The 12,118-nt window shown below is 63.7% G+C and carries 12 protein-coding genes; all 12 read left to right on the forward strand.

Features of this window, described 5'->3' with window-relative positions:
• Positions 1 to 72: 72 nt before the first annotated feature.
• The 12 genes from V5B40_RS20675 (at position 73) to hemF (ending at position 12,065) form a co-directional block, all read left to right on the forward strand.
• Positions 73 to 1,107 (forward strand): aminoglycoside phosphotransferase family protein, encoded by a 1,035-nt coding sequence (locus tag V5B40_RS20675; RefSeq protein ID WP_332356276.1) that lies wholly within the window; start codon positions 73 to 75, stop codon positions 1,105 to 1,107.
• On the forward strand, positions 1,107 to 1,799 hold the full coding sequence (gene murU / locus V5B40_RS20680; RefSeq protein WP_332356277.1) for an N-acetylmuramate alpha-1-phosphate uridylyltransferase MurU: 693 nt from the start codon (positions 1,107 to 1,109) through the stop codon (positions 1,797 to 1,799). The genes V5B40_RS20675 and murU overlap by 1 nt, the downstream gene beginning before the upstream one ends.
• Positions 1,796 to 3,103, forward strand: a complete 1,308-nt coding sequence (locus V5B40_RS20685) for an aminopeptidase P N-terminal domain-containing protein (protein WP_332356278.1) — start codon at positions 1,796 to 1,798, stop codon at positions 3,101 to 3,103. Before murU ends, V5B40_RS20685 begins: the two co-directional genes overlap by 4 nt.
• Positions 3,096 to 4,307, forward strand: coding sequence for an FAD-dependent monooxygenase (locus tag V5B40_RS20690; RefSeq protein WP_332356279.1), 1,212 nt, complete (start codon positions 3,096 to 3,098; stop codon positions 4,305 to 4,307). Before V5B40_RS20685 ends, V5B40_RS20690 begins: the two co-directional genes overlap by 8 nt.
• Positions 4,308 to 4,456: 149 nt before the next feature.
• Positions 4,457 to 5,284 (forward strand): septum site-determining protein MinC, encoded by an 828-nt coding sequence (gene minC, locus V5B40_RS20695; RefSeq protein WP_332356280.1) that lies wholly within the window; start codon positions 4,457 to 4,459, stop codon positions 5,282 to 5,284.
• Between the two features lie 111 nt (positions 5,285 to 5,395).
• Entirely contained in the window at positions 5,396 to 6,217 is an 822-nt protein-coding gene (gene minD / locus V5B40_RS20700) for a septum site-determining protein MinD (RefSeq protein WP_169065499.1), read from the forward strand.
• Positions 6,218 to 6,219: 2 nt separating this feature from the next.
• Complete coding sequence (gene minE / locus V5B40_RS20705) at positions 6,220 to 6,489, forward strand: cell division topological specificity factor MinE (RefSeq protein WP_332356282.1); 270 nt, start codon at positions 6,220 to 6,222, stop codon at positions 6,487 to 6,489.
• Between the two features lie 250 nt (positions 6,490 to 6,739).
• Positions 6,740 to 7,792: a tRNA dihydrouridine synthase DusB gene (gene dusB / locus V5B40_RS20710; protein ID WP_332356283.1), complete on the forward strand. Its 1,053-nt coding sequence runs from the start codon at positions 6,740 to 6,742 to the stop codon at positions 7,790 to 7,792.
• The gene (locus V5B40_RS20715; protein ID WP_332356284.1) at positions 7,789 to 8,040 is read left to right on the forward strand and encodes a helix-turn-helix domain-containing protein; all 252 of its coding nucleotides are present in this window, start codon (positions 7,789 to 7,791) and stop codon (positions 8,038 to 8,040) included. Before dusB ends, V5B40_RS20715 begins: the two co-directional genes overlap by 4 nt.
• Before the next feature lie 49 nt (positions 8,041 to 8,089).
• A complete protein-coding gene (purH, locus tag V5B40_RS20720) occupies positions 8,090 to 9,655 on the forward strand; it encodes a bifunctional phosphoribosylaminoimidazolecarboxamide formyltransferase/IMP cyclohydrolase (protein ID WP_332356285.1) in 1,566 nt (521 codons plus the stop codon).
• A gap of 141 nt (positions 9,656 to 9,796) precedes the next feature.
• On the forward strand, positions 9,797 to 11,104 hold the full coding sequence (gene purD, locus V5B40_RS20725; RefSeq protein WP_332356286.1) for a phosphoribosylamine--glycine ligase: 1,308 nt from the start codon (positions 9,797 to 9,799) through the stop codon (positions 11,102 to 11,104).
• A gap of 43 nt (positions 11,105 to 11,147) precedes the next feature.
• The gene (gene hemF / locus V5B40_RS20730; RefSeq protein ID WP_332356287.1) at positions 11,148 to 12,065 is read left to right on the forward strand and encodes an oxygen-dependent coproporphyrinogen oxidase; all 918 of its coding nucleotides are present in this window, start codon (positions 11,148 to 11,150) and stop codon (positions 12,063 to 12,065) included.
• The last annotated feature ends 53 nt before the right edge of the window (positions 12,066 to 12,118 follow it).

The raw sequence follows: 12,118 nt of genomic DNA on the forward strand, positions 1-12,118 counted from the left end.
CGGCGCTTCCAGCCGTGCCCGGATGGTAAAATCGGTCGCACATTTTAGCATCATCGTTCAAGGAGAAGCGGCATGCCGCGTACCACCCTGCTGCGCAACTGGCTCGGCCAGGTCTTCGAGTCGGCGTTCCCCGGCTGGGATGTGCACCTCGAAGCGGCCTCGGCCGACGCCAGCTTCAGGCGTTATTTCCGCGTCCTGCTCCCCGATCAAACGACGCGCATTGTCATGGACGCGCCACCAGAGAAAGAAGACTGCCGCCCCTTTATCCAGGTCGCCGCGCTGTTTCGCAGGGCCGACGTGCATCTCCCCGAGGTCCTCGTCAGCGATCTCGAACAAGGCTTCCTGCTGCTCTCCGACCTTGGCAACACCACTTACCTGAGTGCCCTGCAAGGCGACAGAAGCGCCGCGGCACGACTCTACGCCGACGCCAACCGGGCTCTGCTCGCCATCCAGCTCGCCAGTCGACCCGGTGTGCTGCCGGCATACGACCGCGACCTCCTCAGCCGCGAGCTGGCCTTGTTTCCCGAGTGGTACCTGCGCCGCCACCTCGGAGTGAGCATCGACGAAGGCATGCAAGGCACTTTGCAAAAGGTGTTCGAAGCGATCCTGGTCAATAACCTGCAACAGCCACAGGTCTATGTCCATCGCGACTACCACTCGCGCAATCTGATGCTCGTCGGCGAGCCCGCGCCAGCTTTTCCGAGCAACCCCGGCATTCTCGATTTCCAGGATGCGGTCTACGGGCCGCTGACCTACGATCTCGTCTCGCTTTATCGTGACGCCTACATCGACTGGCCGGAAGATCAGGAGCTCGACTTCGTGATCCGCTACTGGGAAGGGGCGCGCCAGGCCGGACTGCCGGTGCAGGCCGATTTCCACGACTTTTATCGGGACTACGAATGGATGGGCGTGCAGCGCCAGCTCAAGGTGCTCGGCATCTTTGCCCGCCTCTGCCATCGCGACGCCAAGAGCGATTACCTGGCCGACATGCCGCGCGTGCTGGGCTATCTGCGTCGTACCTGCGAGCGCTACAGCGAACTGCGGCCGCTCGCCCGCCTGCTCGACGTGCTCGAGAAGCGCCCGCTCAGCGTCGGCTACAGCTTCTGATGAAGGCCATGATTCTCGCCGCCGGCCGCGGCGAACGCCTGCGACCGCTCACCGACAGCACCCCCAAACCACTGCTCATGGCCGGCGGCAAAGCGCTGATCGTCTGGCATCTGCAAGGCCTGGCAAGAGCCGGCTGGCGCGAGGTGGTGATCAACCATGCCCATCTCGGTGAACAGATCGAAGCAGCACTTGGCGACGGCAGCGACTTCGGCCTGCGCATCGCTTACTCGCCCGAACCGGTCGGAGCGCTGGAAACCGCAGGCGGCATCGCCACGGCACTGCCACTGCTTGGCGAGGATCCCTTTCTGGTGGTCAATGGCGACATCTGGTGCGACTGGGACTTTGCGCAGGCCAGGCGCATCGCCTGCCTTCTCGACAAGCGCCGCGCCCACCTGCTGCTGGTCGACAATCCAGCGCACCATCCCGGCGGCGACTTCTGCCTCGACGGCGAAGACCTGCGCACGACGACGGGGAGGCGCGACGGCGCACTCACCTACGCCGGCATTGGCGTTTTCTGGCCCGATTTCTTTGCCCCTGTGGCGGCCGGCGTCAAGATGAAGCTGCGCCCCTTGCTTGACGCCGGCATTGCCGGTGGCACGGTCACTGGCCAACGACACAACGGCCGCTGGGTCGACGTTGGCACCAGCGAGCGCCTTGCCGAACTCGACCTGGCGCTGGCGCAAAACCGATGAGCCACACAGCCCACGCCAAACGTCGCCAACGCGTACTCGACAGCCTCGGTGACGGCGTCGCCGTCCTGGCCACGGCTCCCGAACGTCTGCGCAACCGCGATTCCCATTATCCCTACCGCTTCGACAGCTACTTCTGGTACCTGAGCGGCTTTGCCGAGCCCGAGGCGGTGATGGTTCTGGTCGGCGGCGATAACGCGAAAGCGATTCTCTTCTGCCGCGAGAAAAATGCGGAACGCGAAACCTGGGACGGTTTCCGCTACGGACCTGAGGCCGCGGCCGCGGCCTTCGGCTTTTGCGAAGCGCATCCGATCGGCCTTCTTGACGACATGCTGCCCAAATTGATCGCCAACCGCGCGGCCCTGTGGCACTCGCTGGGTCACGACAGCGAATGGGACCGGCGCATCACCAGCGCCCTGAATGCGGTTCGCACTCAGGGGCGCAGTGGCACGCGCGCGCCCGGAGAAATCCGCGACCTGCGCGGCTTGCTCGACCAGATGCGACTGATCAAGGATGGGCAGGAGATCGAGCTCATGCGGCGCGCCGCCGACATTGCTTCGGCCGGCCACAGCCGCGCCATGCGTGCCTGCAAACCGGGCATGGCCGAGTACGAACTCGAAGCCGAATTGAGCTACGAGTTTCGCCGCCGCGGTGCCGACGGCCATGCCTACACGCCCATCGTCGCCGGCGGCGCCAACGCCTGCATCCTGCACTATGTCGACAACAACAAACTGCTGGCCAGTCAATCACTGGTTTTGATCGATGCCGGCTGCGAGGTCGCTGGCTACGCCTCGGACATCACCCGCACTTTTCCGGTCAGCGGACGCTTTACCGCCGCCCAACGCGAGGTCTATGAAATCGTCCTGGCGGCGCAGCAGGCGGCGATTGCCGCAGTACACCCGGGCGCCTCGTTCGCCGCCTATCACCAGGCAGCGCTGCGCGTCCTGTCACAGGGGCTGATCGATCTCAAGCTGCTCAGCGGCAGCGTGGACGGCGCCATCGAGAACGAAGCCTACAAGCCCTGGTACATGCACCGCACCGGCCACTGGCTCGGCCTGGATGTTCACGACGCCGGCGAATACAAGACCGGCAGCGCCGAAGAGGACTGGGTCAGGCTGCTTCCCGGCATGACCCTGACCGTCGAGCCGGGCCTCTACTTGCGGCCCGGCAGTGGCGTCCCCGAGCATCTGCACGGCATCGGTGTGCGCATCGAGGACGATGTCCTGGTGACCAGCGACGGCTGCCTGACCTACACCAACGCGCCACGAACAGTCGCCGAAATCGAGGAAGTGATGCGCCATGAGTGAACAGCTGAAGAGTACCGACAGCACCACCGGCGCCAGCGATGAGAGCAGCGTCGACGTCGACGTCGCCATCATCGGCGCCGGGCCGGTCGGCATGGCGCTGGCCCTGGCGCTGGCGGCGGGGTCGCAGCGCGTGCTGCTGCTCGACAGCCGCCCGCATGCTGCGGCCTGGGCCGGCGATCCGCGCGCCTTGGCGCTGGCACACGGTAGCCGCCAGCTACTCGAAAGCCTCGGCGCCTGGAACAAGGCTGCAGCGACCTCGATCGCCACCATCCACGTTTCGCAGCGTGGCGGCTTCGGCCGCACGCTGATCGACGCCAGGGAGTATGGAATCGCCGCACTCGGCTACGTAATGCGCTACCGCGATCTCGCGGCCACCCTCGACGCGAGCATCGATGCGCACAACACGGCAACTCAGCGCCTGCACAGCCGCACCGTGCTCGGCATCACCACCGACAGCGAGGCCGCCGAGATTACTCTGGCCGCACCCGCCGCACCACGCCGTATCCGGGCCAAACTCGTCGTCCATGCCGAAGGCACTCCCGCCAACGACCCCGCCGTGCGCGTGTACGATTACCGGCAGCACGCCGTGGTCGCCGAGGTTCGCCCCGTTCCTGGCCACCAGCAGCGGGCATGGGAACGTTTCACTCCCGACGGTCCGCTGGCGCTGCTGCCGCTGGCCCAGGACTACTCGCTGGTGTTCACCGTGCCGCCGGAAAAAGCCGCTCGCTTGCTCGACCTCGACGAGGGGGCTTTCCTGGCCGCCTTGCGTACACAGTTCGGCAACCGCCTCGATTTTGTCGCCAGCGGCCCGCGCGCCAGCTTTCCTCTTGCGCTGCGCGTGCGCGAACAGCTGCTCGGCCCACGCCAGGTATGGATCGGCAACGCCGCACAAAGCCTGCACCCGGTCTCCGGCCAAGGCTTCAACCTTGGCTTGCGCGACGCCTGGGAACTCGCCGCCGCGCTGCTCGCCAACGCCAGCGGCGACGCCGGTGATGCCGCCACCCTGGACAGCTACGCCCGCGCTCGCCGCCTCGACCGCAAGGGCAGTATCGCTTTCACCGACGGCATCGTGCGCGTCTTTGGCAATGACCTGGCACCGCTACGCATCGCGCGTGGCCTCGGACTGCTGGCGCTCGACATCTTGCCGCCGCTGCGCCATTTCGTTGCCAGACGCATGATCTGGGGTGCCCGGGCCTGGCCATAGACCGTCGACGCCAGACCACTGGCGCCGGGTGAGCGCTCGTGCCAGCGGCTGCAGGCGACGGAAAGGTCGTCACGGCAGTTCGCTTTTGCGGATGATTCCGCTAGACTTCGTCGCTTCCCCAGTCCCTGCCAAAGCGCCCTGACGATCCCATGCCGCAAAACAACATCACCCCACCGCTGATTGAGTTCAAGGGAAGCACCTTGCCGGTCGTCACGGTCAGCCTGCGATCCCTGCAACTCGGCGAACTCGGCGAAGCCGCCAATGCCCTGTTCGGCGACGATCCGTTTTTCGATGGCGAGGCGGCGGTGCTCGACTTGTCACAGGCCGGCGCGGTGTCGTCGGCGAAATGGCAGTTCTTGAAGGAGCTTTTCCGAACCCACGGGCTGAATGTGATGGGTGTACGCGGCGGCAGCGACGAGCTTCGCCAGAGCGCCCGCACCGCCGGCCTGCCGACCTACGCGGCGGTCGACCGTTCGGCACGCGCGCTGCCACGCGCGGATGAGGAGCGTTCAGAGCCACCGCCAACCGGCGTGCCGGCAATGGAGACAGCAGCGCCGCCGCCAGCGCCTGCGGCAACGCGACCGGAAGCGAAACCCGAGCCCAGCACCGGCACGCTTGCAAGCACCAAGTCGGCAACGCTGTTCCTCACCCGGCCTTTACGTTCCGGGCAACAGATCTATGCTCGTGGTGGCGACCTGATCGTTCTCGCCGCGGTCAACTCCGGAGCCGAAGTGATCGCCGACGGCCACATCCACATCTACGCCCCATTGCACGGTCGCGCGCTGGCAGGCGCCAGCGGCGACACCGAGGCGCGCATTTTCAGCACCCGTTTCGATGCTCAGCTGGTCTCGATTGCGGGCCTCTATCGGACTTTCGACAGCGGCGTCCCGGCCGATCTGGCAGGCCAGACGGTACAGGTCAGGCTCACTGAAAAAACCGGCGACAGCTTGGGGAAACTCGTCGTCGAGCCGATCTAGACGGATTAACAACGATGCGGGCACTGGCAATGCCATTTCAACGACGGCGCCAGACAGCAGAACTCCCATTCTGCGGGTAGAATCCCATCTTTAACCTGCGGGGAAAGATCTGTGACACGTATTGTCGTCGTAACGTCCGGCAAGGGGGGGGTCGGCAAGACCACCACTAGCGCCAGCTTCGCATCGGGCCTCGCTCTGCGTGGTTACAAAACTGCGGTCATCGATTTTGACGTCGGCCTGCGCAACCTCGACCTGATCATGGGCTGCGAGCGCCGTGTGGTCTATGACCTGGTCAACGTTCTCAACGGCGAGGCAACGCTCACTCAGGCGCTGATCAAGGACAAGCATTGCGAGAACGGCAATCTCTTCGTCTTGCCGGCTTCACAGACTCGCGACAAGGATGCGCTCAGCGAAGAAGGAGTGGAGAAAGTTCTCAAGGAACTCGAACACATGGCCTTCGATTACGTCATCTGCGATTCTCCGGCAGGCATCGAGCGCGGCGCGGTGCTGGCCCTGACCTTTGCCGACGAGGCGCTGGTGGTCAGCAATCCCGAGGTGTCCTCGGTACGCGACTCGGATCGTATCCTGGGCATCATCCAGGCCAAGTCACGCCGCGCCCTGAGCGGCGGCGAGCCGGTGAAGGAGCATCTGCTGATTACGCGCTATTCGCCCAAACGCGTCGAGGACGGGGAAATGCTCTCGTACAAGGACGTGCAGGAGATACTGCGCGTGCCGATCATCGGCGTCATTCCCGAGTCCGAAGTGGTACTGCAATCATCAAACGCTGGCTCGCCGGCGATCCACCTTGCCGGTAGCGATGTTGCCGGCGCTTACCTTGACGTGGTTGGCCGTTTCCTCGGCGAAACCATCCCGCTACGTTACGTCGACTACGAGAAGCCCGGCCTGTTCAAGCGATTCTTCGGGGGGAAATAAGGATGTCCCTGTTCTCCCTGATCTTCGGCGGCAGCAAGCCCAGGACGGCGGCCATTGCCAAGGAACGCCTGCAACTGATCATTGCCCACGAACGCCATGGCAGCAACCATACGCCGGACTTCCTGCCAGCCTTGCAGCAGGAACTGATGGCCGTGATTTCCAAATATATCTCGGTCAACCCGGACGACATCAAGGTGGCAATCGAGAAGCAGGGAAACATGGAAGTGCTCGAGGTGAACATCGTCATGCCGGACACCGCCAACAAGACCTAGGTTGACGCTCAACGGCCAAGCGGGGCGGCACGGCGCCAGAATGAGAGCCACAGGGAGGCTGCCGCCGCGCACGCGGAAAGCGGGGCCTGGCTGCCTACCTGAGGTACTGCTTGGCGATTGGACTGTGCGGGGCCACGTGATACCAGGCAACGCGACTGATCAACGTCGTCGGTAAGCAAGATCGTCTGTTTTTCGGGCGCCAATCGCGGTAGAATCCCGGTCTTGCCTTGCGCCCCGGCACCTCACCGCCATGGAATTCCTCGGATTTACGCTTCGCAACAACCTGTTTGTCGCACCAATGGCAGGTGTGACCGATCGGCCTTTCAGGCAACTTTGCAAAAGCCTGGGCGCCGGCCTCGCGGTCTCCGAGATGGTGACCTCGAACTCGCTGCTCTACGGTAGCGCAAAGACCCGCCGGCGCGCCAATCACGAGGGCGAAGTGGCGCCGATCTCGGTGCAGATCGCTGGCGCCGACCCCATCATGATGGCCGCTGCCGCGCGCTACAACGTCGATCGCGGAGCGCAGATCGTCGACATCAACATGGGCTGCCCAGCCAAGAAGATCTGCAACGTCATGGCCGGCTCGGCCCTGCTCCGCGACGAGCCGCTGGTGGGAAAGATCCTCGCGGCGGTGGTCAATGCGATCCCGCAGACACCAGTGACGCTGAAGATCCGAACCGGCTGGGACAGCAGCAACCGCAACGCCCTGAGCATTCTGAAAATCGCCGAGCAGTCGGGTATCCGGGCCCTGGCGATGCACGGACGGACACGCGCCTGTGGCTACAGCGGGCACGCCGAGTACGACACCATCCGCGCGGTGAAGGCCGAGGCGCACATTCCGCTGATCGCCAACGGCGACATCGTCTCACCGGAAACGGCAAAGTTCGTTCTCGACAGAACCGGCGCCGACGCGCTGATGATCGGCCGCGCGGCCCAGGGCCGCCCCTGGCTGTTCCGTGAGATCGAGCATTTCCTGAACACCGGCACACATCTGCTGCCGCCCCGAGTCACGGAGATTCATCGCATTCTGCTTGCCCACCTGGAAGACCTTTATCTCTTTTATGGCACGGAGACCGGCGTGCGCATCGCGCGCAAACATATCTCCTGGTACACCAAGGGCCTGGTCGGATCGGCCGCCTTCCGCCACATGATGAACCAATTGCCGACCATCGCCCTGCAGCGGCAAGCGGTCAACGACTTTTTCCTGATGCTCGCCGAGCATAACGAGCACCTGCCCTACGTCAATAGCGATCCGGCCGCGCCGGTGCCAAGCAACGCCCATTGTGAGGATCTCGCCGCATGAAGCGACATCACGACGATGAAGAAGATATTGCCAGTTTCGTCCGCAAGGCGCTGGAAAGCTATTTCCTGCACCTTGACGGCGAGAAGCCGGCACCGGTTTACGAGATGGTGATCAAAAGCGTCGAACGCCCGATGCTCGAAGTCGTTCTCAAGCAGGCCGGCGGCAACCAGACTTTCGCTGCCGAGATACTCGGAATCAACCGCAACACGCTGCGCAAGAAGCTGGTCGATCACCGGCTCATCGCCTGAACGGCCTTCTTGCTCCAATCCTCCTTCCCCTGCCGCAGACCTGCCCACCATGAAAATACGTCAAGCCCTGATCAGCCTCTCCAACAAGGATCATGCTCTCGAATTTGCCCAGGGCCTGGTCGCCCACGGCGTCAAACTGCTGTCGACCGGCGGCACGGCAAAAATGCTGCGTGATGCCGGCCTGGAAGTGACCGAGGTCGGTGATTACACGGGCTTTCCGGAAATGCTCGACGGCCGCGTGAAGACACTGCATCCGAAGGTACACGGCGGCATCCTCGCCCGCCGCGATCTGCCCGAACACCTGACGACCATTGCGCAACATGGCATTCCGACCATCGATCTGGTTTGCGTCAATCTCTATCCTTTCCGTGAAACGATTGCCAAACCCGAGGTGACGCTCGCCGAGGCAATCGAGAACATCGACATCGGCGGTCCGGCGATGCTCCGTTCGGCGGCCAAGAACTACACCGGCGTGGCCGTGGTCACCGATCCTGACGACTACCCGGCGCTGCTCTCGGAAATGGCGGCCAACGAGGGCGCCCTGACGGCGGCCACCCGCTTCGCCCTGGCCAGGAAGGCCTTCGTACACACCGCGCGCTACGACGCGGCAATCGCCAACTGGCTGACTTCTCTCGATGAAAACGAACAGGTGCAAGCTTTTCCGGAGCGCCTGCAACTCGCTTTCGATCGCGGCGAGACGCTGCGTTACGGTGAGAATCCACACCAGCAAGCCGCTTTCTACCGTGATCCGGAACCAGTTTCCGGTTCGATCGCCAACTACCGGCAACTGCAGGGCAAGGAGCTCTCGTACAACAACATCGCCGACGCCGATGCCGCCTGGGAGTGCGTCAAGAGCTTCGCGACTCCGGCCTGCGTGATTATCAAGCACGCCAATCCCTGCGGCGTCGCGGTCAGCACCGATCTGCTGTCGGCTTACGCAAAAGCCTTCCAGACCGACTCGACGTCGGCTTTTGGCGGCATCATCGCCTTCAACGGCACGGTCGACACCGACGTCATCCTGGCCATGAACTCGCGCAAGCACTTCGTCGAGGTCCTGCTCGCTCCCGCGTTCACGGCTGCCGCCCGGGAACTGCTGTCCGGAAAGCAGAACCTGCGCGTCCTGGAGCTGCCACTGGCCAGGGTCTACCACGGCTTCGAGATGAAACGCATCGGCGGCGGCCTGCTGCTACAGACGCCCGACAAGTTCAACGTTCAAGCGTCCGACCTGAAAGTTGTCAGCGCCCTGGCGCCGAACGAGTCGCAAATTGAAGACCTGCTTTTTGCCTATGGCGTCGCCAAGTTCGTCAAGTCCAACGCCATCGTCTTCTGTGGTCACGGCATGACCCTGGGCGTTGGTGCCGGCCAGATGAGCCGCGTCGACTCGACCCGAATTGCCGTAAGCAAGGCGCAAGGCGCCGGCCTCGATCTGGCCGGCTCGGTGGTCGCTTCGGACGCCTTCTTCCCGTTCCGCGACGGTATCGACGTTCTCGCGGCCGCCGGTGCCAAGGCTGTCATTCAGCCCGGGGGATCGATGCGCGACGAGGAAGTGATTGCCGCCGCCAACGAGCATGGCCTGACGATGGTGTTCACCGGCGCCCGCCACTTCCGGCACTGAGCAAATTTCAACGAGGACGGCGGCAGTTAAGGGTATGCCAGGCTCTCTTGAGCCAACTTCAATACCCGGAGTTCAATGGCGATCGTTCTGCTGCGGACCAGCAGCGGGCAGCCGTGACCGCCCTGAGGGGAGAGGATTTTTATGAAACTACTGGTCATCGGTTCAGGCGGTCGCGAGCATGCACTCGCCTGGTGTCTGGCGAAGACGCCTGGTCTGCAGAAGGTCTTTGTCGCGCCGGGCAACGCCGGCACGGCTGCGGACCGAGCGCTTGAAAATGTCGCCATCACCGATCTCGACGCCCTCGCCGATTTCGCCGAAGCGCAAAAGGTGTCGCTGACCGTCGTCGGCCCCGAAGCGCCCCTGGCTGCCGGTATCGTCAATCTTTTTCGCGCCCGTGGCCTGAAAATCTTCGGCCCGAGCAAGGAAGCCGCGCAGCTTGAAAGCTCGAAGGACTTCGCCAAGCGCTTCATGGCCAGGCACGGCATTCCGACGGCGCGCTTCGCCAGCTTTAGCGAGCGCGCTCCGGCGCACGCCTACGTCGACCAGGAAGGCGCGCCAATCGTCATCAAGGCCGATGGTCTGGCCGCCGGCAAGGGGGTGGTGGTGGCGATGACTCTTGACGAAGCGCACGCCACGCTTGACCGCATGCTGCCGGCAGAAGGCACAAACGTGCCGAAAGGCGGCCCGCCGGCACAGGTGGTCATCGAAGAGTTCCTGGAAGGCGAAGAAGCCAGCTTTATCGTCATGGTCGACGGCAAGGACGTACTGCCACTGGCATCGAGCCAGGATCACAAGCGTATCGGCGACGGGGACAGCGGTCCCAACACCGGCGGCATGGGTGCCTACTCGCCGGCACTGGTGGTGACGCCAGAGGTTCACGCCAAGGCGATGCGCGAAATCATCCTGCCGACAGTCAGGGGAATGGCTGCGGAGGGCACCCCCTACACCGGCTTCCTCTACGCCGGACTGATGATCGGCAAGGACGGCTCGGTGAAGACGGTGGAATTCAATTGTCGCCTGGGCGACCCGGAAGCCCAACCGATCCTGATGCGCCTTAAGTCCGACCTGTTCACGCTGCTCGACCACGCGGTCGCCGGCAAACTCGACCAGGTCGAAGCCAGTTGGGATCGCCGCGTGGCGCTGGGCGTCGTGCTTGCCGCAGCCAACTACCCGGGTACACCGCGTACAGGGGACGTCATCAGCGGTCTGCCGAAAGTCAGCGAATACAACGAATACGGCGAGGACAGCGAAGACAGCCACATTTTCCACGGCGGAACGAGCGAACGCGATGGCCAGACGGTCACCGCCGGTGGCCGCGTACTTTGCGTCACGGCGCTCGGCGACAACGTCAAGCGAACGCAGAAACGCGCCTACGACCTGATTATCGGGATTCACTTCGACGGCATGCAGTATCGCCACGACATCGGCCACCGCGCCGTGCAGCGATGAGCAATGCAGCAAGGCAGGCCTGCTCGGCCAGCGAAAGTTTGCGATGATCGACACGGCCCTCCTGAGCAGCTACTTCACCGGCCTGCAGACGCGCATTGTCGAGGCGCTCGAAGTGATCGAGGGTGCGCCGGGGCAAGCCTTCCGCGCCGATGCCTGGCAAAAAGCGCTGGGCGAACCGCTCGCCGGCAATGGCTGCACCAGCATTATCGAGGGTGGCCGCGTATTCGAACGCGGTGGGGTTGCCTTCTCGCAAGTCAGCGGCTCCGCGCTGCCCGCTTCGGCGACCGCAAAACGCCCCGAACTGGCCGGTCGCGCTTTTGAAGCCATGGGTGTCTCCCTGGTATTACACCCGGAAAACCCTTATTGCCCGACGGCGCACATGAACGTGCGCGCGCTGGTGGCGAGCAAGGCCGATGCTCCGGCGGTATGGTGGTTCGGCGGCGGCATGGACCTCACCCCCTACTATCCGGTCAGTGAAGACATCCGGCATTTCCACGCCACCTGCAAGCAAGCTTTGCAGCCGTTCGGCGATGACGTCTACAGCCGTTACAAGAAGTGGTGCGACGAGTACTTTTTCCTCAAGCACCGCAAGGAGCCACGCGGAGTCGGTGGCGTCTTCTTCGATGATCTGAGCGAGGGCGGCTTTGAGCGCTGCTTTGCCCTGACGCAAGCCGTCGGCGAAGCGTTTACCGAAGCCTACCTGCCGATCATCGACAAGCGCCGGGACCTGCCCTACGGTGAACGCGAGCGTGACTTCCAGGCCTATCGGCGCGGGCGCTATGTCGAGTTCAATCTGGTCTGGGACCGCGGCACGCTTTTTGGCTTGCAGTCGGGCGGACGAACGGAATCCATCCTGATGTCACTGCCGCCGATCGTCAAATGGCGTTACGACTGGCAACCCACAGCCGGCAGCCCGGAGGCCGAACTCTACGAGATGCTGCAACCGCGCGACTGGGCCTAGTAGGGCCTAGCCTACGGTGCAAGTCGCAGACGCGGTTCACGAATCTCGCTTCT

The organism is Candidatus Accumulibacter meliphilus (assembly GCF_036625345.1).
GTDB classification, from domain to species: domain Bacteria; phylum Pseudomonadota; class Gammaproteobacteria; order Burkholderiales; family Rhodocyclaceae; genus Accumulibacter; species Accumulibacter meliphilus.